We start from the raw sequence: 26,437 nt of genomic DNA, 5'->3' as shown, positions 1-26,437 counted from the left end.
CCTGGCAGATAATTGGTATTTTTTAAAATAAAAATACCAATCATCCTTATAAATGAACAGGAAAACAAAATGATGTGCTTGCATTCATATCTCTTCAGAATGATTTAAGATACAAATTTTCATCATTAATGTATTCATTTTTGATCAGCCTACTACCGGAAAGTTGAGAACTTTAATCAACAGCCCCTAACATTTTTAAAGAAGCTTTTTCAGCATCAGTTAAGCCTGTGATATTGCTAATATCCATACGTTCATATAGACGATCTGGTTTAAGCGATCGCACTCTTCGACAAGTCTGCACATCCCATAGTTGAATTTTTTCGTCTTCGCCGCCACTCGCCAATAACTTACCATCGGGAGTAAAAGCTAAGGAACGAATCGCTGCTGTATGTCCTAATTTCAAGGTTTCGAGAAACTCACCTGTATTTACTTGCCATAGCATCACAGTGGTATCAGCGCCAGCACTAGCTAAAATCTGACCATTGGGACTAAATGCCACTGAGTAGACTTGTTGATCATGCCCTGTTAAGGTGTGAATACATTCGCCTGTGCGAAGATTCCATAACTTCACGCTTTTGTCTTCGCTACCACTGGCTAAAAGTTTCCCATCAGGACTAAAGGCGACTGACCAAATCATGTCTTGATGTTCTGTGAAGGTTTGGAGACATTCGCCACTGGCGACATTCCAAAGTTTAATTTGACTGTCAGCGCTACCACTTGCCAGAGTATTGCCATCAGGATGAAAGGCTACTGTCCACACCCAATGGCTATGTTCTTTGATTTTTCTCACACACTCACCACTAGAAATATCCCAGATGCGAATGCTGCGGTCTTCGCTACTACTGACTAGAGTTTGCCCATCTGGACTAAAAGCAACTGTCCAAACCCAGTTACCGTGTCCAGTCAAGGTTTGAGTACATTTGCTATGGCGAATGTCTGTGATATCCCAGATTTTAATTGTATTGTCAGCACTACCGCTGGCGAGGATTTGCCCATTGGGATGAAAGGCGACAGAACGAATCCGCCCTTGATGTTCTGTGAGAGGATGGCATTCTAATGTTTGTAAGTTCCACAGGTTAATACTGTGGTCATCCCGTCCACTCGCTAGAATTTGACTATTGGGACTAAAGGCTACGGAATAGACATCGCGGGTATAACCTTGTAATACATTGAGACAGTTGCCTGTATTCACATCCCACAGTCTGGCTGTTTGGTCGTCACTACAACTGATTAAAGTGCGACTGTCAGGGCTGAAAGCGATCGCCCACACTTGACTATAATGACCCTGCAAGGTCTTCAAGCATTTACCCTGGGCGATATCCCAGAGTTTAATCGTTCTATCTTCTCCACAACTAGCTAAGATTTGCCCATCGGGACTAAATCGTACCGAATAAATTTTTTTACTATGTCCCTCCCAAGTTTGCCGACATTTACCTGTATTTACATCCCAAAGTTTGAGGGTGAGGTCTCTGCTACCACTGGCTAGGGTTCGCCCATCAGGACTGAAAGCTACTGAATGAACATCACGACTATGACCATTCCAAGTTTTCAAACATTTACCTGTATTGATATCCCACAGCTTAATTTTGCTGTCAGCGCTACCACTAGCAAGTAAAAGATTGTTTTTAGTGGTTGGGGTTGGTTGAAAAGTCACAGTCCACACCCAACCATCATGTTCTGAAAGTGTCTGCTGACAAACCCCTGTCGCAATATCCCAAACTTTTATAGTTTTGTCTTCCCCAGCACTGGCTAATAAAGAACCATCAGGACTGAAAGCTACTGAATAAACTTTATTTTTATGTTTTGTGAAGGTTTGCAGACATTCACCTGTTTGCACGTCCCAGAGTTTAATTGTGTAGTCAGCACTACCGCTGGCCAGGATTGTACTGTCTGGGCTAAAGGCAAAAGCCCAAACCCAAGCAGTATGACCTTGATAAATGCGAATTTGTTTAGTATCAGCAGTCCGCCATAATCTAATTTCTCCGGTGATTAAACCTGTGGCAAAAAATTTGCCATCAGGACTAAATCTCACAGAAACGATACTAGACATCGTTTCTGTGAATACAGAACTCTTTAAATCAGCATTGGCAAAGCTGGTGTCTTGTAAATTGGCATCTTTGAGATATGCTTGCCAGATAGTCAGTCCCGAAAAATCACATCCACTCAAATCAATGTGTGAATCTGGCTGGGATTTATCTATTTGGAGTTGTCGCAGTAGATTGATTATGTTACCAGCTGCATAACCTGGAGTTGAAGGCGAATCCTGCTGTAAAGTTCTCAGCATTCGTCGTAAATAAGCTTCGAGTTCTGTTTTTGTGCCAAAAGCTTTGATCAGCTTTTGTTTCACGGGTTCTAAGATAAGTCGTTCTTGTATTTGGCGGATGTGATCAAGCGATCGCGCTTGTAACAAAGGGTGGGCATGGACAAACTCCAGTTTTTTTTTTCGCTAAATTCATGAGTTACCTTTTCGAGGTAGCTTTCATTCACATATTCCATCACTACAGATTGCTGCCGAAACTTGCTGGTTTTGGCTTCTTTTTCAATTAGAGATCGCCTTAATAATGACTCGATAACTTCTAGTATTTTTGGCTCTACTTCTGTAGTTCTTAAATCATTTTTTAGCTGTGCCAGAGAAAGATATTCCCGATGAATTGCCAACCGATACATCACTTGTTTTTCTAGCTCTGACAAGCGATTAAATTGTGTATCTAGAAGTGACCGAATATCACCGTAAACAGCATTTTCTCCCTGAATTTCTCTTAAAAATTCTGTAATGTTATTGCTAAATAAGTCATAAACTGTGGTACCAACTATTTTCAAGGCTAAAGGATTACCAGAATATCTTTTGACCAGTTCTTCTAATTGTTCATCAGTACATTGACATCCTTTATCCAGCAGAATTTCTCTAGCTTCTTCTAAATTAAGACTAGATAACTGTAAAACTTTCACTGGAAGATTTTTACCTTCTAGTGCAGCTACTTCTTTGGGTTTTTCTCGACTAGTTATTAATAAACAACTTTCATGTAATGCTTCCGCTACTTTTTTAAAAAAGTAGCCATAGTTTTCATACCCAGATTCATATTCGCCAGCCCATTCTTGAGTTTTGCCTTTACCACTGCGTAGCACTGATTCAACATTATCTAGAATGATCAGGCATCTATGTTTTCGCAAAATATCAATCAGTAAAAGTATTTTGTTATTTTCACTAACTGTTAAATAATCTTCAGCATCATTAGGTAAAAATCGCAAAAGTTGGTTGAGTATTTCTGATAATGGTGGTGCGTTGCGGAGCGATCGCCAAATCAGATAATCAAATTGTGGCTGGATTCCTTTGGCAACTTTGGCGGCGATCACAGTCTTACCAATTCCACCCATACCTAAAATTGCTACTAACCGACACCGTACAGAATCCTGATCATTACCAACTATCCATTCTTCTAAATCTTTAATGTCTGTCTCTCGCCCGCGAAAACCATCTACATCAACTGCTTCACCCCAATCTTCTTTGGGTGCGGTAAAATTTTCTTGAATACCTTGATACTGAGCAGATAGTTTCTGTTTTAAGTTATAAATTTTTTTATTACCGCTGCCTTCTATACCTAGTTTGCGGTAACTTTCCCCTAATCTTTTTCTCACTGCTGCTTGAGAAATAGCCAGTTTTTCGGCAATTTCTGCACCAGAATAATCTTTTAGTGCTAATAATAATGCCTCTAGCTCAGTTTTCGTTACATTATGTTTATTCGCAACTCCTGTAATGAAATCATCGGGAAGCAGAGGCATATCTGCTGCGCTGTTCATCTCATCTAAGCTCCACACAATATATTTGACTTATCAGTATGTGAGAATATTTTCTTATAACACAACTGTCAAGTCTAAAAAGAATCTGTCATTACAGAATTTCTGTTACCACACAATTGTATTACTAGTTGGTAACTACGCTATTTCAGTTTCTATGAATGTAGACGATATTTTTATTTTTTAGAATAAAATATTGTCTGCTTTTTATTAAGATTTTTTGTATGAAAACCTACGTTTAGTATAGCTTTTTATATATACGTGAGAGGTATATAAGGAAAAATATACATTAAATTTACATAAACAGACATTTTTTAAAGAAATACTCCTTCTAAACGCTTGCTTTTTTAATAGAGATGTGGTTATCTTATACACAGAGGAGTATATGTGAGATAACAGATAAGTCCCAACTTTACAGCTAACATCAGGGGGCAACTAAAATGACCAGCTTCTCAGGACTGCCAGACTTTATTAGAGGCTCTAATTCAATCAAAACTATCTTGAAAATAGGAGAACAATCCCCAGACACTTCTTCTTCTATATTCAAACTGCAAGAAAGAGGTAGCCCAGAAATTGTACTTAAGCCAAAACAATGGTGTGAAGTTGAGTTACCACTTGTCTTTTCTCACATAAACATTATGCTGATCGAGACTTTATCGGAAACTCAACATGGCGAGTTAATGATCACCAGCAAAAAAGCCAACCACGAGACGATTGTCAACTTGAGAAGTCACATGAGCCACCGCCACCATGTGAATCAAAAGCAACTACAAGAAATCCATAAACTATACGAAGAAATCATCGAAGCATGGATAGCTTATAGACAGTCTCATAACCAAAAATAATCAACTCCATCGCCATAGCTATCACAAGTTCAAGAAGACTGGCAGCTTGGTGAGGTAATCAGAAAAACTCAATATTAATCATCTGAGATTTCGGCTTTTGATAAATAAGAAGTTTACAAGCCGGGCAATGTAACAAAAATTACATGTCCGGCTTTTTGCTTAGGTTTTTCTATCAAGGAGGAAATTCTATGAGCAACAACAAACAGGATGAAAGGTCTCTTGTTCAACTCCCATCTAAAGACAGGAAGAAAACTATGAAAACTCATCACGAAGACAAGCGAAATCCCCTTTTAATATTGACGGCTAGAGGATTGAAGTTTTTTATGTGGACTTTGGTTGGTTTGGCGATCGCTTTTGTAGTTTTTCATATTTTCGGTGCGATCGCAATTGCCAACAGCCTGCTATCTTTCGATGTTTGGGTCTGGTTTGCACGGGTTGCAGCCTCGTTGTTTTGCTTATTTGCGATCGCCATGATTTTCGAGTCCTGGCGTTAATTCACAGTTCACGGTGCTGTTTTACATATTGCCTTTGGCTGATTTCTTAGCCAAAGGCATCACTTTACAGGAGGTCATATCATGTCAGATAACAACAATGGCATCACTGGGGAAACACTCTCACCAATTTTAGTCATTTTAGTCGCAGGTTCGATATCTTTAGCAATAGTCAATAAAGATAATCATTCTGCCTATTTCGACCTCGTAAAAATAGCAATGGTCTATAGCTTTGGTTCTCACAAATCCAAAGGTAAGCCAAAAGAGTAAGCCAAATTGAGATGGGTGTTGAGTGGAAAAACACTCAGCACTCCTAATTAAGTATTATTTCCTTCATAAAAAGTCACAATTGGGTAGAATTGGTTAAAGCAATCTCTGCTCTTGTGTCATAAAGGTCTCAGCAAACTCATGCAACTGAAACTCAGTGCATCTCGACTACCCTTCGCTCCCTTATTGCTAATTGCTCCCTTTTTCCTTTGGGGAACAGCAATGGTCGCTATGAAAGGAGTTATCCCCCACACCACACCACTATTCATGGCGGGTGTGCGCTTGCTACCAGCGGGAGTGTTAATTTTGGTTTTCGCCGCACTTATGGGTAGACCCCAACCACAAGGTTGGAAAGCATGGTTATGGATTACCTTATTTGCCTTGATAGATGGGACATTATTTCAAGGCTTTTTAGCAGAAGGTTTAGTCAGAACCACTGCCGGATTAGGATCAGTGATGATTGACTCCCAACCTTTAGCAGTGGCTTTGCTATCTTTGTGGCTTTTTCAGGAACACATTGGTTTTTGGGGCTGGTTAGGACTGGGTTTAGGCGTGACAGGTATTAGCTTAATTGGCTTACCAGATGAGTTGATATTTCATTGGCTGGGTACACAAGGAAATATCACAATGGGTAACTGGCAAGATTTATTTGCTAGTGGTGAATGGTTAATGCTGTTAGCGGCGCTGTCGATGGCTGTAGGAACAGTTTTGATTAGATTTGTGACGCGCCATGCTGACCCTGTAAGCGCTACCGGATGGCACATGATTATTGGTGGTTTGCCTTTATGGGGAGTGTCTGCATTGAGAGAATCTCAGCAATGGCAAAATATTGCTGCATCTGATTGGGTGGCTTTGGGATATGCCACAGTATTTGGGAGTGCGATCGCTTATGGTTTATTTTTCTATTTTGCTTCTAGTGGTAGTTTGACTAGTCTTAGTTCCTTAACCTTCCTCACACCAGTATTTGCTCTCCTCTTTGGCAACCTCTTTCTCTCAGAAATTCTCAGTCCTTTGCAGTGGATAGGCGTTTGTCTGACATTAATCAGCATCTATCTCATCAATCAGCGTGATAACTTAGCTGGACAGAACCAAACACTTATGGTTCCCGAAAAAACTGCCACACAGCAGCCACAAGTATTAGAAACATCAGCGAAAAAGCTCAATTCCCTGTCTATACAAGTCAGAGAATCGGAGACCGAACTTTTACCTTAATTAGTATAGAAGGGCAGGATATCAGGGGAAGAATAAATCATCACAAATGGCCATTAACCATAGTTAACATTTAGACATAAGAGAAGCTATTGTGGTATGGATCATTTCAAAATCACGTTCAGGCTGAAGCTTGTAATATGAGGCTATGTCCTTCCTCTATCCTGATATTCATTTGTTTTAGTTGTCTGGGTTTTTACCCCAATCACCCAAGTACAGCCACATCTCACCCTAAGTACCTAACAATTGCCCAAACCAATTCTCAACAGCCCACTCAGCAGGCTGTTCTGAAACTGGGTAGTCAAGGGCTGGAAGTACGAAAATTACAGTCCCAATTGCAAGATTTAGGGTTCTACAAGGGGGTAGTAGATGGAAAGTATGGTTCCACTACCCAAATTGCTGTATCTCAATTTCAAAAAACCAAGGCTTTAAAAAGAACAGATGGCATTGCTGACCAGACCACGCAGGTGAGTGTACAAGCTGCTATTCTCTCAAAAAATCAGTTGGCGACCTCGCCCATTGTGGTATCACCTAGCCCAGATACTTCATCTGCGGCTACAACCAAGCCTAAACAAAAAGACTTTGTTTGGTGGTCATTACTAGGAATAGGAATTTTTGGCAGTATTGGCGCACTTCTGTTTTTATTAAAAAGGTTTCGCCAGGTCAAGCAAGCAAAACAGTCTCCAGATTCTCTACTTCCCGCATTGAGTCCAGCTGCTGAAGACCAAATTCAATCACCGTTACCAGAATTAAACAGCACATCAATTAGTCCAGAAACTACGACACCAACATCACCACTACCAACAACAGTTGTACCACTAGAAAAAACTTCTCGCCTAGCTAAACTCAATATTGTTGATGAATTAATTAAAGATTTACACAGTAATGACCCGACCAGGCGGCGTAAAGCGATTTGGGATTTAGGACAACAAGGTGATTCTCGTGCAATTCAACCTTTAGTTGACTTAATGATTGATGCTGATTCCCAACAACGTAGCTTAATTTTGGCAGCTTTGTCAGAAATCAGCACCCGCGCCCTCAAGCCAATTAACCGTGCTTTGGCTATTTCCTTGCAAGATGATAGTCCTCAAGTCAGGCAAAATGCTATCCGTGACTTGACTCGTGTCTACGATATGATGGCACAAATGAGTCAAATGTTAGGCCACGCACTCGAAGACCCAGATGCAGAAGTACAGGCAACAGCGAAGTATGCTTTAACTCAGATAAAAAGAATGCGTAACTTAGCAGTTCAACCAAATCTACCAGAGGATATTCACAAAGATCCAGGTTAATCGGCCTTATAAATATTTCAGCTGAATTTTAATGTCTGTATTCGCACCTGCAACTAGAATAGCAGCCTCTTCAAATTTGGGCGCACGGTCAACAATTTCTGGATTTTGAGAAAATCCAAAGCCTTCGAGAGGAAAACCTAGGTCACTACGATTAACCATGAAGTCGTCATTTTCATCGTGCATCACAGCAACGGCATAGTTACCTGCTTTTAAGTTCTTAAAGGTCAGTTTTACAGATGTGTCAGTGATTTTAGTACATTGTCTTTGTAATACGCGATCGCGATTGGCAGGAAATCCTTGACTAGTAGCAAATATACTGGCGCAGACTTGTCCTTGTGTGTTTTTTAAGCCGTCAATTTCTACGTTGAGATTACCCTCAAAATTAGCTCTAGCAATTAATGGCGAGGCAAAACTTCCTAAAGCTGCAAGCAAGATAAGGCTAACTTTCAATCTTTTGCTCATAAAATTTTTGGTGACAATAAATATTGCTGATACTCAATTTGCACCTGGATTAAGAGGTGCAGAGTTATACTGCCATGATTTGATTAAAATTTGCAAGCGTAGTGGAAGTTTAAAGTAAAAAAGCTACAACTACTGACATTCACCTTTTCAAAATGCACTCATCTATTATTTGGCTACTAAAAGGGAACACAATATTATGAGAGTCTTACAGGAATTTGAATAATTAATTCAGTTCCTTTTCCTACAGTAGATAAGCACTGTAATTGTCCGCCATGTTTTTCTACAATAATTTGATAGCTAATCGATAATCCTAATCCTGTACCCTTACCGACTGGTTTAGTAGTAAAAAAAGGGTCAAATAAATATTTTTGGATATCCTCTGGAATGCCTATCCCATTATCAGCAATGCAAATATTTACTTGATTGTTACTAGTAATTTCAGTCCGAATCTTAATTACTGGATCATTAAATAATCCAGCGTTATGGGGATTTAATTCTTGATTTTTAATCATTGATTCTTCTAAAGCATCAATAGCATTTGTCAAGATTTTCATAAAAACCTGATTTATTAGCCCAGCGTAACATTCAATTGCTGGAATATTGCCATACTCTTTAACGATACTGATTCTTACACCATTAATTTCTTCTTGCAGGCGACTGCCTAAAATAAGCAGTGTACTATCAATACCTTCATGAATATCAACTATTTTTTTCTCAGCTTCATCAAGACGAGAAAAATTTCGTAAGGATTGGACTATTTGCTGAATGCGATCACACCCTATTTTCATTGATGCTAACAAATTATGAAAATCTTCAGTCACATAATCTAAATCAAATGCCGAAATTTGATTTTTAATTGGTTCTTCTGGAGTTGGATAATGTTGTTGATATAAATCAATTAGCTCTAGTAAATCTTGAGTGTAATTAATAGCATGAACTAAGTTTCCAGCAATAAAGTTGACAGGATTATTGATTTCATGGGCAATCCCAGCAACTAATTGTCCCAATGCTGCCATTTTTTCATTTTGTACTAAGCGAGTATAATTACTTTGCAAATCTTGAAATCCGGCTTTAGCAGTTTTTGATTGTTGTTCTACAATCTGTAAATGATTCAAAGTTAAGGCATAAATCTGAGAGTAAGCTAATAGTAATTGATGGAAATCAATTAGCCCATATTTTCCTGATTGAGTTTCTACTAAAATTGGCTCATAGGCTAGATTTAATTCTCTTTTTAACGCTGTTTGAGTTGCTTCTACAATAGTTATTTCTCCAGGAATTATCAATAAATCTGTTTGGATAAAGTTATATAAACTCTCAATTGATCTGCGAAAGAATAATCCAAAGCTATAAGGACGGCTCATATTTTCAAAAAACTTTTGCCGCGAAATCATGCCGATAAGACACTGGTCTTTATTTAAAATAATTCCTGGAAGTAACGGTTGCTGACTAAAAAGTTTAATTAACTCACCGCCTGGACAATCTAACTCAACCTGAACTTCCCACATAGGTAATTCTTGCAAAGTTGACTCTAATCGCAGGTTAAGCTCATTAGCATTTGTCATACTATGCGTAGCAAGCATAATATCAATCCTTTGCCTTTTTAAGTTATATTTCTATTTCCAATTTTCGCCCTGAACCATAGTTGCAAAGTCAGGTATGAAAAAAGGCAGTGTTATCATCCTTAGTCTTCCCAAAACTGAATTAGAAATTTTTAATTTGGGCATAGGAATTTTATTTCGTCTACTAGTGCGATCGCACTGCCATACTAAATACACCTGAATCTACCATTTATCTAATGTTGCGACACCACAAATTGTATGAGTGTACATCGCAGCAACTACAGTATATAGTTGGATTTTTGCTGATTCTGGAATTCTGTCTCCTAAAAAATCTATTGATGAAATCAACTATTTTACCTGCACCCCTAAAACCTGGAGATTTACTGCGCGTGATTGCGCCTAGTGGTGCTTTACGAGAATTTGATGCTTTTGAACGGAGTATAGAAATTTGGCGATCGCGCGGTTATCGTGTGGAAATCAGCCCTAATATTGACCAAAGCTGGGGCTATTTAGCTGACAAAGACGAAATTCGCCGCCATCAATTAGCCACGGCTTGGCACGACCCTGATTGCCGTGGTATTCTCTGCGCTAGAGGCGGTTTTGGCAGCACCCGCATTTTAGAAAGTTGGGATTGGCATAAAAACTCCACAGCACCAAAGTGGCTCATTGGGTTTTCTGATATCACAGCTTTGTTGTGGAGTCTCTTCAATGTGGGAATTTCTAGCATTCACGCTCCTGTTTTGACTACATTTGCCAATGAGCCGGATTGGTCTAGAGAAAGACTATTAAATTGGGTAGAAGGAAAGCAGGTAGACCCGCTGAAAGGTTGTGGTTGGGGTGGTGGAATTGCAACTGGAATTTTGCTTCCTGGGAATTTGACAGTAGCTACTCATCTTTTAGGTACACCGTTACAACCTAATTTTGAGGATGTGATTTTAGCTTTTGAAGATGTCACAGAAGCACCGTATCGTATTGACCGGATGCTGACCCAGTGGCGGTTAAGTGGCGTATTACCAAACGTGCGCGGGATAGTTTTAGGTGGTTTTACTCGTTGTGAACCTCCCGCCAACGTACCTAGTTTTAGTGTGGAAGAAGTTTTGCGCGATCGCTTGTGTGATTTAGGAATTCCAATTGTATCTGATTTACCCTTTGGTCACGGTGAACAAAATGCGGCCTTACCAGTAGGGGTACAAGTCATTTTAGACGGCGATCAGGGAATATTAGATATTCCTACCCTGCTCCCTTGCTCACCTACTGCCTAAATCTACAAATTACGCATTTATCAACCTTAATGGAGGTTAGCGGACTCGAACCGCTGACATCCTGCTTGCAAAGCAGGCGCTCTACCAACTGAGCTAAACCCCCGTAAAATTAAAAAGGTAGTCAAATTTAGCTACTCTAAAAATTGTACAGGAAGATTGTTCCATTACTAAAGGGATGAACCAAGAAAATACCCAGATTGTCGCCACATTTTATAAATTTGTCAGTTTGCCCGACTTTGCCGAAAAACAAGAACCCTTGCTGTCTTACTGTCTAGCACAAGATATTAAAGGGACAATTTTGTTAGCAGCCGAAGGTATTAACGGCACAATTGCGGGTTCGCGTCAAAGCATTGATGCTGTTTTTGCTTATCTACGTAGCGATCGCTGTTTAGCGGATTTAGAATCCAAAGAATCTTACGCTCAGACACCGCCTTTTGAACGGATGAAGGTACGATTGAAGTCAGAAATTGTGACTTTGGGTTTACCGGAAGTTGACCCAAATCAGCAAGTGGGTATTTATGTCACTCCAGCAGAATGGAATGATTTAATTTCTGACCCAGAAGTTACGGTGATTGATACTCGCAATGAGTATGAAGTCAGAATTGGGACTTTTCAACGAGCTAATAACCCGCACACAAATTCTTTTCGGGAGTTCCCGGAATATGTGCAGCATCACCTCAACCCCAATCAGCATAAAAAAGTTGCTTTATTTTGTACTGGTGGAATTCGCTGCGAAAAAGCTTCATCTTTTATGCTATCTCAAGGATTTACTGAAGTTTATCACCTCAAAGGCGGTATTCTCAAATATTTAGCCGAAATTCCCGCCGCAGAAAGCTTATGGGAAGGCGAATGTTTTGTCTTTGATGAACGGGTAGCTGTTCGTCATGGATTAGCAGCAGGTAGTCATGAGTTGTGCTTTTGTTGTGGACACCCAATTGCTGAATCAGATAAAGCTTCTCCTCATTATGAAGCAGGAATTTCTTGTCCCTACTGTTTCGCTCAACTGACTGAAGAGAAACGAGTCCGTCAGCAAGAAAAGTGGCGACAATATCAACTCCAGCAAGCCAGTCACACGATTTCGGATTCTAGATTTTAGATTTTAGATTGACCATATACCTAAAGTCAGAGGAACCTGTCACCTGTTTAAATTTTGAATTTTGAATCTTCAATCCAAAATTTAAAATCTAAAATCTAAAATTCCATGAGAATCACACGCATTATTTTTACCAGAAAAATCTAGTAGGGAATGTATCGTTGTTTTCACCCACCTGATTCCTGGCTTCTGACCATCAGACATATATCCGGCTATCCCCAAGGTAATTTTTAAGTCATTCTATTGCTGCATGACGAGATAGCCCAATTCCAGGTATCATCGCTACCAAATTTGATAGATGATGACTTATATCAAAGCTTTTTCACAAAATTTTGCTTCGGAGTTGTAAAAATGTACGACAAAAGCGACATAGAGATAATGATCGAGAATATGAGTTTATCTGGTGTGCTTAGTATACTTTCGCAGGTCTGTTACGAAAAGGCTGAACATTTGAGAACTAATTGGCAAGACGCAGAAACAGCTAGAACATGGGAAAAAGTTGGTAGAGCCGTCGGTAAAATCAAAATCAAGACCGATTTATAAACTTTTCCAAACCTATAAGTACTTACACCCAATTTCCACAACAAACATTTATGTTGAATTCTTGACTTTTTGCGTAATGCCCAAAGATAACAGTGTACTAATTACATAGACATATCCCAATCGGAGATGAAGTCAGATTGTTAAGTAAAATTAATTTTCGCAAAGTAATTTTAAAAAAAAGTTAATTTGTTATCAAAATCTGGCTTCATCCGTATGATTATACAGGATGATCCTCGTCTATTTCTTTAGTGAGACTTTTAAGGGGTTCCGAAAGATGATGAAGTTAAAATTTGTTGGTGTGGTTGCAAGTCTTGCTTTAATGGGAAGCTTAGTTGCTTGCTCAGGTGGTGAGAATCCTGGCGCTTCTGGTACACCTACTGCTTCTCCTGCTAATGATAGCGGTGGCGCTATGAAAAATGAAGGCGGCGCTATGAAGAATGAAGGCGGCGCTATGAAGAATGAAGGCGCAATGAAGAAAGAAGGCGACGCAATGAAGAAAGGCGACGCGATGAAGAAAGAAGGTACTACTCCTGCACCAACTACAACACCCTAATAGTTAGGTTACTTAGGATACATTGACTAAAAAGGCAGTTTTTACCCAAATAAAAAAGTTTGTATCCTGAAGCCACTTGTTTATACAAGAATTGCTCAAAAAACTTTTTGTAACTGTTCTTGAAAACTGTTGAGGTAAAAGTTGGTCAAGTTTTATCCTGTATGAGTTCCAAGCTTGGGACTATTTCTCAAAACAGGTAAAAATTACCAAAGTAATTTATGGGTGCGTACACAACGCACCCATTTCTCCGAAAAGTCGTTTCGGTATCTCCGCCATCATCCGAAACTCAAAAGCATTTCGATTAATCTTCATAACTACAACAATTGCTTTATGGATAAATATTTCCTCAAGCGCCGCCGACTTCTGACCTATCTGGGGTTAGGAGCATTAGGAGCAGGTGGAGTGGCGATCGCCTCTGGTTGTTCTCAAAAAATCTCAGTTCCCAGTGCTGTTGCGCCTACGCCTAGTAACGTTCCTACTCAAAGTGTCGCTGCGGTACCAGCTAACACACAACTGCTCCCCGAATTCCAAGGGATTTCCCAGTGGCTCAACTCCTCACCTTTAACAACGGCTGACCTCAAAGGGAGCGTGGTATTAATTCAATTTTGGACATTTGCTTGTATTAATTGTCAGCGTACCCTGCCATACGTTACCCGTTGGCATCAAGAGTATGCAGATAAAGGACTCAAAGTTGTAGGTGTTCACACACCAGAATTTGCTTATGAAAAAGTGGTCAACAATGTCAAACAAGCTTTGCAAAAGCACAAAATTACCTATCCAGTGCCGATCGATAACGAATTCAAAACTTGGAACGCTTACAAAAACGAATACTGGCCGCATTTGTTTTTAGCAGACCGCCAAGGCGTGATTCGCTACGACCACATTGGTGAAGGTGCTTATTCAGACACAGAACAGATGATTCGTCAGCTTTTAGGATAGGTCAAGATGGCAATCACTTCCCTATCAGCCGGATTAGCAATTTTGGCAGGGACTTTAACTGTACTGTCACCTTGTGTTTTGCCTGTTTTACCTGTTTTAGTGGGGCGATCGCTTTCTACCCATCGTTACGGCCCGGTGGCTTTAGTAGCTGGTTTAGTAGCTGGATTTGCCACAGCAGGTAGTTTGCTAGGAATTGCCAGCAGTTGGTTAGCTAATCTGGCCAATACTTTGCGTTATGTGGGTATATTTATTCTGTTATTCTTGGGTTTGCTATCTATCTTTCCTAAGTGGAGTTATCTGCTACTGAGTTATTTGCAATTAGGCAGAATCAAAAGAACCACAGGGGTAGGATTAACTGGAGAATTTTGGTTAGGAACTCAGCTTGGTTTGTTGTGGACTCCTTGTGCTGGGCCTGTACTGGGGAGCATTTTAATTTTGGCAGCCAGCAAACATGAAATTTGGGGGACATTCATCCTGTTATTGGCTTTTGGTGTGGGAGCCGCGTTACCGTTACTCGCGATCGCTTATGCTGGGCGTTATGCCAGTAAAACCTTGTTGGGTTTGCGTTCTCAAAGTGAAATGTTACATAGAGTGGGCGGGGTTTTAGTAGCCGCATCCGCGATCGCCATTCTTCTGGGCTGGGATGTGCAAATTCAATTGTGGTTAGCTCCTATGTTTCCCAGGCTTCCACTGTAAATTCTCCAACAACCAGATCCAATTTGTGAGGTATTTTATAAATTCTTGCTAAATTTTCAGGGTTTTTCAATACTTTCAGTGTAGTTAATAGTAACTTCATGGTAAGTTGCAATCATGACAGTAATTATCCTGAATGTGCTAACACGAATTGTGGTAATCAACAAGCGCAACAAATCAATAGAGATACCTGAATTGGAGGCTTTTGAGCCATGCAAGGGAAATTAATAATTTTGAGTTTGACAGCTTTGGCGATCGTTAGTTGTACAAAAGAGATTGCTACACAGCCTACGGAAAAGTCTTCTAGCCAAGGTGTACAGAACGTTCAAGTTGCTGAGACTGCATCCCCCACAACTTCAGCGTCATCCACAGAAACAGTCATCAAATTTGGTAGTTTTGTCAAAGGAGAACACGTAACTAAAGGTAGTGCCAGTATTATTACTGAGAATGGTAAAAGCTTTTTAGTATTGGATCAAAACTTCAAAACAGACAGCGGGCCAGACTTGTTTGTGATTTTACACCGCCAAGACAAACCGCAAATTTACGGCATCACTGAAAAAGATTATGCAAGTTTAGGACGCTTGCAAAAAACCTCTGGGACTCAACGCTATGCAATCCCAGATAATATCAAGATTGCAGATTTCGCCAGTGCGGCAATTTGGTGTCGCAAATTTAATGCTACCTTTGGTTATGCTGCCTTCAGCAAATAATCTCTAGGCTGGTTAATTATTGGTAATGAATATTAATTGGTAATAGATAAATACTTTTGTAATCATTCTATTACCAATTCAAAAAAAGCATAAAGTCGAGAAATAAACCTGATATAAGTATTAGGTATCCGTTATTCAATAAGGCAGTAGAACACCTGATCCATGTTAGGTTTGAATACAAAAATTAGGATTTTCTATGGCTTCTTCTAAAGCTGGCAAACGTAGCAAACCTCCGGTGGGGCCGAAACAAGAGTTGTCTGCCAAAATATTTCACGGCATCAATATCATTAGTTTGATTGTGATGATTGGCAGTGGATTGCAAATCTACAACGCTAACCCTGTGTTTGGTGGACGGGGTGCTTGGACATTTCCTCGGACATTCTTACTAGGAGGATGGTTAGGCGGGGGACGCAACTGGCACTTTGCCGCAATGTGGTTGTTTGCGCTGAACTTGTTAGCGTATGGTGTTTATATATTTTTCACAAAGCGCTGGGAAAAGCGGTTTGTTTCCCAAGGTGACTTGCAAGTTTTACAAAAAGGGCAGAATCCAAAACGAAAAAACTATGCTTGGCATCGGTTAATTTATACAGGAATTGTCCCAGTATTGATCCTGGCGATCGCCTCTGGGTTAGCAATGTACAAACCAGCCCAACTACATTGGTTATCGGGCTTATTTGTTAATTGGCAAATCTTACGCGTAGTTCACTTTGTTAGCGTCCCCATAATTGTAGTATTTGTCATCGCTCATTTTCTGTTATCTCAGAAAGTCGGCGGTTATCGTCTGATTAAATCAATGTTTACTTAGAAGAGGTGGTATGAAAGAATTCACAGCACCGCGCCATCTATTGACACGCCGTCGATTGCTGCAACTATCGGGAATCTCCAGTATGGGTTTACTTCTGAGCAGTTGTGGTACTAACCTGTTGTCAGAGCAAGTCGGTAGCCTCACTGAGCCGCTAAACCTAAAAATTGGCGAATTATTACTCAAACCGCAGACACCAGTCCCAGAGTTTCCTGTCAGTGCAATTGAACCACAGGCCTTACTTGTTAATGGTAATAGTACTCCGCAAATTGATCTCGAAAAATTTCGCTTGATTATTGATGGTGAAGTCAATCAGCCAATGCAATTAAGTATGGCAGACATCCAAAAATTACCTCTAAAATCAATGGTAATCCGTCATGTGTGCGTTGAAGGTTGGGCAGCGATTGTACAGTGGGGAGGAGTCCGCTTACAAGATTTACTGAATCTAGTACAACCAAAATCTCAAGTCCGCTACGCCTACTTTCAGTCTGCTGATATGGATGATACTGGTATCCCATACTATGAAAGCTGGGATATCGCCTCCGTCATGCACCCCCAAACTCTACTGGCTTATCAAAAAAATGGCCAACCTTTACCGGCAGACAATGGAGCGCCATTACGTCTAGCCTCCCCTATTAAGCTTGGCTATAAACAATCTAAATGGGTAACTCGCATTACATTAACGAGTAATCTCCGCAGTCAAAAAGGTTATTGGGTTGACCAAGGTTATGAGTGGTTTGGTGGAATATAGTTAAATTTATGAAAATTCCGCAATAGTAGGAGTATATTTAATGCTCGCCGCGATGCCACAAAAAATCTGGCTAATATTCCTCACAGCTATTTTTGAGTTTACTGTCCTCTCTCCTACTAACATTGCGATCGCCCAGCCAGAAACAGAAGCTCTACCAACTACTCTAGGGAAGCCGAAAAGAACAGTCCAGTCTGGTACTCGCGTGAGATTACGCCTACCACCATCTTTAGGAAGTCCTAATCGAAGAGTACCAGCAGCTACACGCGGGGGAACTTGTATAGCCAAAGATCAAATTCTCACAGCCTTAATTCCTCAGTCAAACCTGGGATTAACCACAGTGGGGAATCCCACCTTATATTTCTTTATTCCCCAAAATGCCGCTACCAATCTAGAATTAGTCATTCAAAATGATAATCGAGATGGACAAACTGTTTACCAACAGAAGTATCAGCCAAATACCACAGCAGGAGTAATAGGAATACATCTACCACCGGACACCATAGCTGTAAATCAAAAATATAGGTGGACTTTCTCAATCAAATGTAATCCCAACGACCCTTCTTTAGATAAACTTGTCCAAGGAACTATCCAACGTTTGGAAAATTCTTTACTTATGAGTAAACTAGCACAAGCCACCCCTCAAGAGCGTGTGCTACTCTACGCAGATGCAGGAATCTGGCATGATGCCCTTGATACTTTAGCAAAATTGAGATACGCGCGTCCTCATGATTTAACACTCAAAGCTGATTGGGAAGCATTGTTAACAGCACCCGGAGTGGAGTTTGATAAACAATTAGCACAAAAACCTTTAATTCCCGAAAAAGAAGCTCCAAAACTGTTGTTAAATAATTGAGCAACATTTCCCCATAGCAGAAATCAAGCAGATGATCTCTCCAAAACTACAAACAATCGGGATAATCTTAGCTACAACTGTTGGTATTACTAGTGTTTTACCCGTAAATACCGCAGTAGCCAGAGAAAAAATTATATTTGTCCCTCCGGTTCTTGGTAGCCCACGGAGATTGATCCCAGCGGGAACACGTGCGTATGAACCACCGTCTGGAGGTGAGATAAATGTAGACATCCTCCAAACACAACCAGCACCACCAGTAGCACCGCCTACTCGTGGTTTTGGTGGTAACGGTGGTAACATTGTTATTCCTCCTATTCAAAGGACAATTCCGCCAAATCAAGACCGTAATGGAGCATCTGTACCAGTTCCTAATCAATGTTTGTCAGGAAAAATACCGTTAACAGCTTTAATTCCCGAATCCCAATTAGGATTAACTACCCTGTCAAATCCTGCCTTATTTTTTTATGTTCCCCAAACTTCTGCACCAGAATTAGAGCTAGTTGTTCAAAATGAAACTGAGCAAGAGGTTTACATACAGAAATATAAACCTAACAACAAAGCTGGCATAATTAGCATACGCCTGCCTGTGAATTCTTTAGCAGTAAACAAACAATACAAATGGAAATTATCTGTAATATGTAATCCTACAGACAAGTCTCAAAATAAGGTTGTAGCTGGTTTGATACAACGCGTGCTGCCAGAGTTACAACTGGTAAAAAAATTACAACAAGCAACTAGACAAGAGCGTACAGGGTTGTATGCAGCAGCAGGTATTTGGCATGATGCTCTTGCTACTGTGGCACAAAGACGCTACTTGTTTCCTCATAATCCCGAAATAGTATCTGATTGGGAAGAATTGTTAACTACACCAGATGTCCGCTTGAATCAGCAAATCGTGCAGCAGCCTTTAATTCCTTCCCCAGAAGTATTACCACCTAAAAACAAGCATAAATTTTAAACTCTAGCCTAGAATTACATCTCATTATGAACAACCTTTTACCAAGAAAATTTTTGTCTACAGCAATCTCTGCAATTGTAGGATTGACCATCTTAAGTTCCATAGTGCCAGTACAAGCAGAAGTCAAGATTAATTTACCAAATTTAGGAAAAGGCCCTGGTAGAAGAGTTCCAGGCGGTTCCCGCGGGATAAATTGTGTCGCCAAGAATCAGTTTCTGACTGCTATTGTGCCGATATCAAATATTGGGTTAACAACTATAGCGAATCCTAGCTTATATTTTTATATCCCTGAAAATAAAGCACCAGAAGTAGAATTAGTGGTGCAAGATGAAAATGAACAAGAAGTTTACAAGCAAAAATACAAACCTAGTGGTAATACTGGTGTAGTTGGAGTTAGTCTACCAGATAACACTCTGGCTAAAGGTCAAAAATATAGATGGAACTTTTCCATTATTTGCAATACTCAAGACCGTTCTTTGGATAAGTTAGTTCAAGGAACTATCCAACGCATTGATAATCCACAATTGATGAGTAAGTTAGCAAACGCTTCTCCTCAAGAACGCTTGAATTTGTATGCTGAGGCTGGTATTTGGCAAGATGCTCTTGATACTTTGGCGCAGTTACGCTATTCTCGCCCTCAAGATTCAGCGCTCAAAGCCGATTGGGTAAGTTTATTAACCACAGACGGCGTAAAATTAGAGACAGAAGTCGCTCAAGCACCATTAATCCAGGGACAAAATGTATTGCAACCAATCAATCACACTTCAGAAGTGACCACACCTCAATAGGGAACCATTATAGCAGGAGACAGGGTCAGAAATAATTATCTAAACCCATGTCTGGCAAAGAGTCTAAATTTTTTAGTGACATTAAATTCAGAACCCTAGTTTCTTCATGAAACCAGGGTTTTTGCTTGATGGCAGAGTGCTGAGTATTTTCCATCAGATGTGCATACTTACAGAATATTCTACCTATTAACAATTGTGGCTGTATGTCAGCATTATTCATCTGAGGAGGATACTATGACAACACAATTGTACTCCAAGTTAATGGCCTCCTCTCTGGCATCTGGACTAATAGCTTTTGGTTACTCTGTACCTGAGCAAAACCTTTATACAGAATCAACTTTAGCCATAAACACTCCAGCCAACCAAATTCATCAAGCAGCCTCAGAAACATCAATGAATCAGATGTCTGCGTATCAGGTGCGAGCAGAATTTATATTAGATGGGGGGCTTCCTGAACGACTAGTTATTGCTGGTAGTCGTTAGTCAGGTTGGGGTATTTGGCAGTGAGTACCAAGATACCCCACATTAGAGTTAGAAATATTAGGGGAGTGAGCAACGAGAGTAACTTTGCCTTGGCGATCGCGTACCCAACCAGTAGCAGGTACAATTGCCAGATGATCCGCAATATTTGACTGTTTCTGTGTTCCAGGAATTGTGGGATTATGTTGTGGTTTAGCCGCGACAGTTAAACGAGTATCAGACCACACCACATCACCACTCAAGCTTTCATCTGGACTGCCAGGTAAACCACCACGTCCAGTCACATTAAATTGACTCCCTGTTTGATTATTACGACAACTTTGTCCGATGGGTTCTGGGGCATCTACAGTTGTAGGTAGATAAGCCAAACTTTGAACCGGGTCGATATTTGGTGTGTTTAAGGTGACAGTTCCCGTTGCTACAATGTCACTCCCTAATGTTAATTGGGGTTGAAACTGCAAACCAAAAATGTTTTGAGCATTGATGATAATATTTCCGCCACTACCGTTAAAAGCATTAGTAATAATGTCGCTATTTTCAGATGGGACAGCGACGATAAAACCAGCATTAGCCAAAAAATTGCCCCCTGTTCCGCCAGCTTCTGGGGTTCCGGAGATGTGGGAGATAAAGCTATTGCGGCGGAGTAATAAAATATCCCTAACTTGTAAGGAGATATTTCCACCTTGGCCTGATAATGAAGTTGCCGTGATTTGTCCTTGATTATCTAACACGATGTTGCCAGCATTAGCTCTAATGTTGCCAGCGTTACCTATACCGCGGTTACTGACAGTTAATTCCGCATTATCTCGGAGTGTTAAATTTTCGGTGTCTAAATTTACATTGCCACCATTGCCCACTGCGCCTACACCAACAAGACTTAAAATGCCGCTATTAGTAGCGTTAGCACTTCGGCCAGTGATAGTAGTTGTATCACTTACATTGATATTGACGTTGCCCGCATTACCCCGACCGCCTGGTAAGCTATCGGTAGCAGAACGTACACTGGCACTAACTTGGCCACCGTTGGTTAAAGTGAGCGATCGCGCGTTAATAGTGACGATACCACCGTTACCTTCTGCGCCGGCATCAATATAACTAATTGCCGAGCTAATTAAACCATTACTCGCCACACCATCAAAGGCGACAGTATCACCCGCTGTAATTGAGATATTTCCACCATCACCTATCCCAAAAGAACTAGCGTTGACTTGTCCACCATTGGTAACTGTCAATGAGCCTGTATTAATTTCGATATTACCACCCCTGCCCACCGCACCGACACCTAAGAGGCTGAGTACACCACTATTAGCATCGTTAATTATGATGGCATCACGCACATTAACATTCACATTACCAGCATTACCCTGACCGCCTGGTAAGGTATTGGTAGCGGAACGTACACTGGCGCTAACTTGACCACCGTTGGTTAAAGTGAGCGATCGCGCGTTAATAGTGACGATACCACCGTTACCTTCTGCTCCAGCATCAATATAACTAATTGCCGAGCTAATTAAGCCATCGCTCGCCACCCCATCAAAGGCGACAGCATCACCCGCTGTAATTGAAATACTTCCACCATCACCTATCCCAAAAGAACTGGCATTGACTTGTGAGCCATCGGCTGCTAGTAGTGAGTTAGTAACGATATTGATATTGCCAGCATTGCCAGTAGCATTTATGGCTACTGCTGTAGAAATCATACTCCGCTGTTGCAGATGTATATTACCTGTAGCATTGACATTTATATCCCCAGTGCGGCTATTAATATCTCCCGATCCTTCGGGTATGGCAACTTGTATATGACTTCCACCCTCTAGATTTAAGTTGTGGGTATTAACGTTAATGCTACCGCCAACCTCTGCGAAAACATTCACCTGAGCGTTATTGCGAAGAGACACATCTGCTCGTACTAAATTTCGAGGAAAATCCAGGTTGAGAATATTTCCCTGAGTAGTGATTCCTACTTTTCCTGGTGCGCCAACAGAGCCGAGTTCTATTTGACCACCAACTGATGAATCTACTTCTAACAAGCTGTTATTTAAGTTAATCTTACCGCCTAGCAATAACAAACTTTGACTTTGATCAACGCTTAGTTCACTACCGTTAACCGCTATGGCTTGTGGTGGTCTATTGAATAAAAACCCACTAGGGTCGCCGACAATTGTCAGTAAGCTATTAACTCCTCCAGGGTTAGTAGCACTAAATTGGCTGTTATTTCCCCAAACAATTGCATCTGCTGTAGTGGCGATAAAAGAACCTCTGGTGCTTCCGCCGACATCCAATCGGGCATTCGGGCCAAACACAATACCACTAGGATTAATCAAGAACAAATTGACATTGTTACTGTCTGTGCGAATTAAACCGTCAATTCTGGATGGTAAACCACCAGTAACACGAGAAAGAATATTTCTGATCTCCCCAGCACTTTGAAAAACTGCGCTTTCACTTGTATTTAAACTAAAACGACCAAAACTGTGAAACAAGTTACTACCAACAGTTTGACCTACTGACTGAGGAATTGTGTAGTTTGGCCCATTGATCGTCTGTGTGCTTCCTAAAGTTCCATCCACGGTGATACTCTGGGCTAGACTACTCTCGATTGAAGTCGTAACGAAAGCTCCACCAACAGCTAAAACTGCTCCCAAATGTAACCGCCAACAGATGTGAGACATCAGCAAGTACCTCTGCTACACATCCCATACCACTTTGGACTTTGGATTGATAATTGTTATCTGCATCTAATTTCTCTCAATCCATCTGCCATAATCTTTTCAATTGGTATGAGTAGTTTTACCTGTGAAAACATTATCACTATTGAGGAGTAATACAACATATCTCACAGGAACTATTTACATTAATTTTGCTAAGGGGATTTTGGCTAAATCCCCCTATACATAACTGCATCAGTGCATTGTTTCTTCTGGATTTGACTTCATCAATCGTTCTGTGAAGGATTTAATCACGATGTACAAAATGGGTACGACAAACAAACTTAAGAATGTGGCAATTAACATCCCACCAAATACTGCTGTCCCCAAAGATTGACGGCTTCCTGCACCTGCACCAGTCGCCACGGCCAAGGGAAAAATCCCCAAAAGCGTGGAAAAAGCAGTCATTAAAATTGGGCGTAAGCGTTCTTGAGAAGCTTCAATGACGGCTTTGGTAATCGATAGTCCTTGTTCTCGCAACTGGTTAGCAAATTCCACAATCAAAATCGCATTTTTACTAGCCAAACCAATCAACATGACTAGACCAATTTGACAGTAAACATCGTTAGCAAAACCCCGCATTGACTGGGCTAACAGTGCGCCAAAAATCGCTAAAGGCACTGAAAGCATGATAATTAAAGGGTCAATGTAATTTTCATATTGGGCTGCTAGAACTAAGAAGACAAAAACTAATCCTAAGCCAAAAATCACGGGTGCTAAACCACCAGATTCTAGTTCTTCTAAGGCTGTACCTGACCATTCGTAACCGTAACTGGCTGGTAGAACTTGTTGAGCTACCTGTTCCATTTTTTGGATAGCGTCTCCCGAACTAGAGCCTGGTGCTGCGGAACCATTGATTTCGATGGAGCGAAATAGATTGTAGTGGTTAATTGTTTGCGCTCCTGTGGTAGGAGTAATTTTCACCAAGTTACTCAAAGGAATTATTTCATTCTTGCGAGAACGAACATATAATTGCCCGATATCTTGGGGGTTAGAGCGAAACTGTTCATCTGCTTGGACATATACCCGATAGTTACGCTGCTGGAGGTTGAAATCGTTGACATATTGTGACCCTAAAGCAGTTTGCAGGGTGGTAAATATATCATCTACATTCACTTGCAGTGCATTGGTTTTGTTGCGGTCTACTTCTACGAGTAATTGGGGTGTGTTAGCTGCAAAGGTAGTAAACACAGCTTGTAATCCGGGGGTTTGATTAGCACGACCTAGCAATTGACCCATTGTTTGAACTAGGTTGTCTAAGCCGCCATTACCTCTGCGGTCTTGGAGTTGAAAGGTAAAACCTCCAAAGTTACCTAGCCCTTGAATCGCAGGAGGATTGACAGCAAAGATTCTCGCTTCGGGAATGGCAAAAAATTTGCCTTGTAATTTACCGATGAGGGCTTTTACTGTCTGATCTGGTTTTTCACGCTCTCCCCAAGGCTTTAATGTGGTAAAGATAATACCGCTATTGGCAGTACTACCACTGAAGCCGAAGCCGCCAACCGCAAAGGTGCCAACAACTTCGGGAATTTGCAGAATTTCTTTTTCCACTTTGGACATAACATCGCTGGTGTATTGCAGCGACACCCCTTGTGGCCCTTGGATAATTGTGATGAAATAGCCTTGATCTTCTTCGGGGAGGAAGGCGGTAGGTACACTAGTATACAACCACGCAGTCATGCCCAAAGAGACGATAAATAGACCAATAATGACACTTTTAATTTTGGTGAGGAAACTGAGCGATCGCTGATATCCCTGCGTTATCCAGTCTAAAAATCTGTTAATCTGGTCAAAAATCCAGCCGATCCAACCTGTCGGTCTTTGCCCTTGTCGCAGAAGCAAAGCACATAACGAAGGTGTGAGGGTCAAAGCTAAAAAAGTCGAAATAACAATAGAGAAGGCGATGGTTAAGGCAAATTGCCGATACAATGCACCTGTGGTTCCTGGAAAAAATGCCACTGGGACAAACACTGCCATCAACACCAAAGAAGTAGCGATGACTGCACCAAATAATTCCGCCATTGATTCACTGGCGGCGCGGCGGGGATTTATGCCTTTATCTTGAATAAAACGGCTGATTTGCTCAACTACAACGATCGCATCATCTACCACCATCCCCGATGCCAAAGTCAAACCAAATAAGGTCAAACTATTAATCGAGAAGTTAAACACTTTGACGAAGGCAAATGTCCCCACCAATGCTAGAGGAATTGTGAGCGCCGGAATCAGCGTCGTTCGCCAGTCTTGCAAGAATAGAAAAATAACGATGACCACCAAAACCACAGCTTCAAATAGAGTCTTGATTACTTCTGCCAAAGACTCTTCCACAAACATAGTTGTGTCAAAAGCTACTTGATATTTCATCCCCGGTGGAAAACTTGGGGCCAGTGCGGCGAGCGCTGCTTTCACTCCCTTGGCGACATCTAAGGCATTACTCCCAGGAACTTGATAAATACCCAAGCCGACAGCATCCTTAGCCCGATATCGCAGAAATGTATTGTAATTTTCTGCTCCTAATTCGGCTCGACCGATATCTTTAAGTTTGACTAAAGTTCCATCATCTTCTGATTTAATGACAATTTCTGCAAATTCTTTTGGTTCTGTCAATCGGCTGGCCGCACGTACATCAATTTGATATTGTTGTCCTTTGGGGGCTGGTTCTTGACCAATTCTCCCCGCACCAATTTGCAAGTTTTGTTGTGCTAGTGCTGTGGTGACATCTTCTGTGGTCAATCCCCTCGTTGCTAATCGACTGGGATCTAACCACAGGCGCATAGCATAGCGGCGTTCACCAAAAATGCGGACATCACCTACGCCTTTGACCCTTTTGAGCGCATCTGCTACGTACAGGTCAGCATAGTTGCTCAAAAATGTGTTGTCATATTCTTTATTGTCGGTATATAAACCAATTCCTAAGAGAATATTGTTAGATTGCTTGCTGACTCTAACTCCTGTACGCTGCACTACATCTGGTAATTGTGCCTGGGCAATGGAAACACGATTTTGTACGTCAACAGCAGACAAATCTTTATTACGTGAGGCATCGAAGGTAACTGTAATACTACTGGTACCATCATTGCTGCTGCTGGAGGTCATATATCTCAGACCTTCAACACCATTAATTTGTCTTTCTAAGATATTAGTAATGCCACTTTCTACTACTTCAGCACTCGCTCCACTGTAGTTGGCAGTAACGTTGATTTGGTTAGGACTAATATCGGGAAACTGGGCGATGGGTAGTGTGGGAATACTAATTAATCCCACCAGTAAGATAATGATCGCGCAGACTGTAGAAAAGACTGGTCGCTTGATGAAGAAATCAACAAACATAAATTAGGAAGTATGAAGTATGAAGTATGAAATTTTCCCCTTTATCCTTCAGAT

At 40.9% G+C, this 26,437-nt stretch carries 24 protein-coding genes and 1 tRNA gene; 18 read left to right on the top strand and 7 right to left on the bottom strand.

Translation table 11 applies throughout. From position 1 onward, the window contains the following. Positions 1-172 precede the first annotated feature (172 nt). Together NOS7107_RS29255 and NOS7107_RS29250 are read right to left on the bottom strand one after the other, a co-directional pair. Positions 173-2,347, bottom strand: coding sequence for a WD40 repeat domain-containing protein (locus tag NOS7107_RS29255; RefSeq protein WP_253274510.1), 2,175 nt, complete (start codon positions 2,345-2,347; stop codon positions 173-175). 5 nt (positions 2,348-2,352) lie between these two features. After that, positions 2,353-3,798: an NB-ARC domain-containing protein gene (locus NOS7107_RS29250; RefSeq protein WP_253274509.1), complete on the bottom strand. Its 1,446-nt coding sequence runs from the start codon at positions 3,796-3,798 to the stop codon at positions 2,353-2,355. 437 nt (positions 3,799-4,235) lie between these two features. On the opposite strand from NOS7107_RS29250, the gene NOS7107_RS04365 reads away from it, so the two are divergent. The 5 genes from NOS7107_RS04365 (at position 4,236) to NOS7107_RS04345 (ending at position 7,899) form a co-directional block, all read left to right on the top strand. Next, entirely contained in the window at positions 4,236-4,640 is a 405-nt protein-coding gene (locus tag NOS7107_RS04365) for a hypothetical protein (protein WP_015111780.1), read from the top strand. Between the two features lie 254 nt (positions 4,641-4,894). Continuing rightward, a complete protein-coding gene (locus tag NOS7107_RS04360; RefSeq protein ID WP_044500508.1) occupies positions 4,895-5,134 on the top strand; it encodes a hypothetical protein in 240 nt (79 codons plus the stop codon). An 81-nt stretch (positions 5,135-5,215) separates the two neighbouring features. Then, complete coding sequence (locus NOS7107_RS04355; RefSeq protein WP_015111778.1) at positions 5,216-5,401, top strand: hypothetical protein; 186 nt, start codon at positions 5,216-5,218, stop codon at positions 5,399-5,401. A gap of 138 nt (positions 5,402-5,539) precedes the next feature. Beyond that, complete coding sequence (locus NOS7107_RS04350) at positions 5,540-6,610, top strand: DMT family transporter (RefSeq protein WP_015111777.1); 1,071 nt, start codon at positions 5,540-5,542, stop codon at positions 6,608-6,610. Positions 6,611-6,747: 137 nt separating this feature from the next. Beyond that, positions 6,748-7,899, top strand: a complete 1,152-nt coding sequence (locus NOS7107_RS04345) for a peptidoglycan-binding protein (RefSeq protein WP_044499665.1) — start codon at positions 6,748-6,750, stop codon at positions 7,897-7,899. 6 nt (positions 7,900-7,905) lie between these two features. Here NOS7107_RS04345 and NOS7107_RS04340 read toward each other — a convergent pair whose 3' ends face one another. Then, positions 7,906-8,361, bottom strand: coding sequence for a DUF2141 domain-containing protein (locus NOS7107_RS04340; protein ID WP_015111775.1), 456 nt, complete (start codon positions 8,359-8,361; stop codon positions 7,906-7,908). Positions 8,362-8,555: 194 nt separating this feature from the next. Next, entirely contained in the window at positions 8,556-9,941 is a 1,386-nt protein-coding gene (locus NOS7107_RS04335; protein ID WP_015111774.1) for an ATP-binding protein, read from the bottom strand. 317 nt (positions 9,942-10,258) lie between these two features. Between NOS7107_RS04335 and NOS7107_RS04330 the strand changes: the two genes are divergently transcribed. After that, positions 10,259-11,182, top strand: coding sequence for an LD-carboxypeptidase (locus NOS7107_RS04330; RefSeq protein ID WP_044499660.1), 924 nt, complete (start codon positions 10,259-10,261; stop codon positions 11,180-11,182). A 30-nt stretch (positions 11,183-11,212) separates the two neighbouring features. Here NOS7107_RS04330 and NOS7107_RS04325 read toward each other — a convergent pair. Then, positions 11,213-11,285, bottom strand: a tRNA-Ala gene (locus NOS7107_RS04325). Positions 11,286-11,357: 72 nt separating this feature from the next. Here NOS7107_RS04325 and NOS7107_RS04320 point away from each other — a divergent pair. The 12 genes from NOS7107_RS04320 (at position 11,358) to NOS7107_RS04260 (ending at position 20,348) form a co-directional block, all read left to right on the top strand. Beyond that, on the top strand, positions 11,358-12,278 hold the full coding sequence (locus NOS7107_RS04320) for a rhodanese-related sulfurtransferase (protein WP_015111772.1): 921 nt from the start codon (positions 11,358-11,360) through the stop codon (positions 12,276-12,278). Positions 12,279-12,680: 402 nt separating this feature from the next. Beyond that, positions 12,681-12,818: a hypothetical protein gene (locus NOS7107_RS04315; RefSeq protein ID WP_253274508.1), complete on the top strand. Its 138-nt coding sequence runs from the start codon at positions 12,681-12,683 to the stop codon at positions 12,816-12,818. Between the two features lie 298 nt (positions 12,819-13,116). After that, positions 13,117-13,371, top strand: coding sequence for a hypothetical protein (locus NOS7107_RS04310; RefSeq protein ID WP_253274507.1), 255 nt, complete (start codon positions 13,117-13,119; stop codon positions 13,369-13,371). A gap of 174 nt (positions 13,372-13,545) precedes the next feature. After that, positions 13,546-14,310 (top strand): thioredoxin family protein, encoded by a 765-nt coding sequence (locus tag NOS7107_RS04305; protein WP_253274506.1) that lies wholly within the window; start codon positions 13,546-13,548, stop codon positions 14,308-14,310. Between the two features lie 6 nt (positions 14,311-14,316). Beyond that, positions 14,317-15,006: a cytochrome c biogenesis CcdA family protein gene (locus NOS7107_RS04300; protein WP_015111768.1), complete on the top strand. Its 690-nt coding sequence runs from the start codon at positions 14,317-14,319 to the stop codon at positions 15,004-15,006. Between the two features lie 209 nt (positions 15,007-15,215). Then, positions 15,216-15,713 (top strand): DM13 domain-containing protein, encoded by a 498-nt coding sequence (locus NOS7107_RS04295; RefSeq protein WP_015111766.1) that lies wholly within the window; start codon positions 15,216-15,218, stop codon positions 15,711-15,713. Between the two features lie 196 nt (positions 15,714-15,909). Then, positions 15,910-16,518: a cytochrome b/b6 domain-containing protein gene (locus NOS7107_RS04290; RefSeq protein ID WP_015111765.1), complete on the top strand. Its 609-nt coding sequence runs from the start codon at positions 15,910-15,912 to the stop codon at positions 16,516-16,518. A 10-nt stretch (positions 16,519-16,528) separates the two neighbouring features. Further along, positions 16,529-17,266 carry a molybdopterin-dependent oxidoreductase gene (locus NOS7107_RS04285; RefSeq protein WP_015111764.1) on the top strand — a complete coding sequence of 246 codons (738 nt, stop codon included), beginning with the start codon at positions 16,529-16,531 and terminating at the stop codon, positions 17,264-17,266. A 40-nt stretch (positions 17,267-17,306) separates the two neighbouring features. Further along, positions 17,307-18,119: a DUF928 domain-containing protein gene (locus tag NOS7107_RS04280; RefSeq protein WP_015111763.1), complete on the top strand. Its 813-nt coding sequence runs from the start codon at positions 17,307-17,309 to the stop codon at positions 18,117-18,119. Between the two features lie 31 nt (positions 18,120-18,150). Further along, positions 18,151-19,077, top strand: coding sequence for a DUF928 domain-containing protein (locus NOS7107_RS27135; protein ID WP_015111762.1), 927 nt, complete (start codon positions 18,151-18,153; stop codon positions 19,075-19,077). Between the two features lie 53 nt (positions 19,078-19,130). After that, on the top strand, positions 19,131-19,865 hold the full coding sequence (locus tag NOS7107_RS04270) for a DUF928 domain-containing protein (RefSeq protein ID WP_253274505.1): 735 nt from the start codon (positions 19,131-19,133) through the stop codon (positions 19,863-19,865). Positions 19,866-20,099: 234 nt separating this feature from the next. Continuing rightward, positions 20,100-20,348 (top strand): hypothetical protein, encoded by a 249-nt coding sequence (locus NOS7107_RS04260; protein ID WP_015111759.1) that lies wholly within the window; start codon positions 20,100-20,102, stop codon positions 20,346-20,348. Here NOS7107_RS04260 and NOS7107_RS04255 read toward each other — a convergent pair. Both NOS7107_RS04255 and NOS7107_RS04250 read right to left on the bottom strand, forming a co-directional pair. Next, positions 20,345-23,017 carry a filamentous hemagglutinin N-terminal domain-containing protein gene (locus tag NOS7107_RS04255; RefSeq protein ID WP_015111758.1) on the bottom strand — a complete coding sequence of 891 codons (2,673 nt, stop codon included), beginning with the start codon at positions 23,015-23,017 and terminating at the stop codon, positions 20,345-20,347. The two genes, NOS7107_RS04260 and NOS7107_RS04255, sit on opposite strands and share 4 nt — an antisense overlap. Positions 23,018-23,248: 231 nt before the next feature. Then, complete coding sequence (locus NOS7107_RS04250) at positions 23,249-26,383, bottom strand: efflux RND transporter permease subunit (RefSeq protein ID WP_015111757.1); 3,135 nt, start codon at positions 26,381-26,383, stop codon at positions 23,249-23,251. Positions 26,384-26,437: the final 54 nt, after the last annotated feature.

Source organism: Nostoc sp. PCC 7107, from assembly GCF_000316625.1.
Classification (GTDB): Bacteria; Cyanobacteriota; Cyanobacteriia; order Cyanobacteriales; family Nostocaceae; genus Nostoc_B.
The sequence above is the reverse complement of the archived record's forward strand: the minus strand, read 5'-3'. Positions and strand labels throughout refer to the sequence as shown.

Excerpts from the sequence above, each read along its gene's own strand:
- NOS7107_RS29250 (WP_253274509.1), bottom strand. The coding sequence starts at position 3,798 with ATGAACAGCGCAGCAGATATGCCTCTGCTTCCCGATGATTTCATTACA.
- NOS7107_RS04365 (WP_015111780.1), top strand. The coding sequence starts at position 4,236 with ATGACCAGCTTCTCAGGACTGCCAGACTTTATTAGAGGCTCTAATTCA.
- NOS7107_RS04360 (WP_044500508.1), top strand. The coding sequence starts at position 4,895 with ATGAAAACTCATCACGAAGACAAGCGAAATCCCCTTTTAATATTGACG.
- NOS7107_RS04355 (WP_015111778.1), top strand. The coding sequence starts at position 5,216 with ATGTCAGATAACAACAATGGCATCACTGGGGAAACACTCTCACCAATT.
- NOS7107_RS04350 (WP_015111777.1), top strand. The coding sequence starts at position 5,540 with ATGCAACTGAAACTCAGTGCATCTCGACTACCCTTCGCTCCCTTATTG.
- NOS7107_RS04345 (WP_044499665.1), top strand. The coding sequence starts at position 6,748 with ATGAGGCTATGTCCTTCCTCTATCCTGATATTCATTTGTTTTAGTTGT.
- NOS7107_RS04340 (WP_015111775.1), bottom strand. The coding sequence starts at position 8,361 with ATGAGCAAAAGATTGAAAGTTAGCCTTATCTTGCTTGCAGCTTTAGGA.
- NOS7107_RS04335 (WP_015111774.1), bottom strand. The coding sequence starts at position 9,941 with ATGCTTGCTACGCATAGTATGACAAATGCTAATGAGCTTAACCTGCGA.
- NOS7107_RS04330 (WP_044499660.1), top strand. The coding sequence starts at position 10,259 with ATGAAATCAACTATTTTACCTGCACCCCTAAAACCTGGAGATTTACTG.
- NOS7107_RS04320 (WP_015111772.1), top strand. The coding sequence starts at position 11,358 with ATGAACCAAGAAAATACCCAGATTGTCGCCACATTTTATAAATTTGTC.
- NOS7107_RS04300 (WP_015111768.1), top strand. The coding sequence starts at position 14,317 with ATGGCAATCACTTCCCTATCAGCCGGATTAGCAATTTTGGCAGGGACT.
- NOS7107_RS04295 (WP_015111766.1), top strand. The coding sequence starts at position 15,216 with ATGCAAGGGAAATTAATAATTTTGAGTTTGACAGCTTTGGCGATCGTT.
- NOS7107_RS04290 (WP_015111765.1), top strand. The coding sequence starts at position 15,910 with ATGGCTTCTTCTAAAGCTGGCAAACGTAGCAAACCTCCGGTGGGGCCG.
- NOS7107_RS04285 (WP_015111764.1), top strand. The coding sequence starts at position 16,529 with ATGAAAGAATTCACAGCACCGCGCCATCTATTGACACGCCGTCGATTG.
- NOS7107_RS04280 (WP_015111763.1), top strand. The coding sequence starts at position 17,307 with ATGCTCGCCGCGATGCCACAAAAAATCTGGCTAATATTCCTCACAGCT.
- NOS7107_RS27135 (WP_015111762.1), top strand. The coding sequence starts at position 18,151 with ATGATCTCTCCAAAACTACAAACAATCGGGATAATCTTAGCTACAACT.
- NOS7107_RS04260 (WP_015111759.1), top strand. The coding sequence starts at position 20,100 with ATGACAACACAATTGTACTCCAAGTTAATGGCCTCCTCTCTGGCATCT.
- NOS7107_RS04255 (WP_015111758.1), bottom strand. The coding sequence starts at position 23,017 with ATGTCTCACATCTGTTGGCGGTTACATTTGGGAGCAGTTTTAGCTGTT.
- NOS7107_RS04250 (WP_015111757.1), bottom strand. The coding sequence starts at position 26,383 with ATGTTTGTTGATTTCTTCATCAAGCGACCAGTCTTTTCTACAGTCTGC.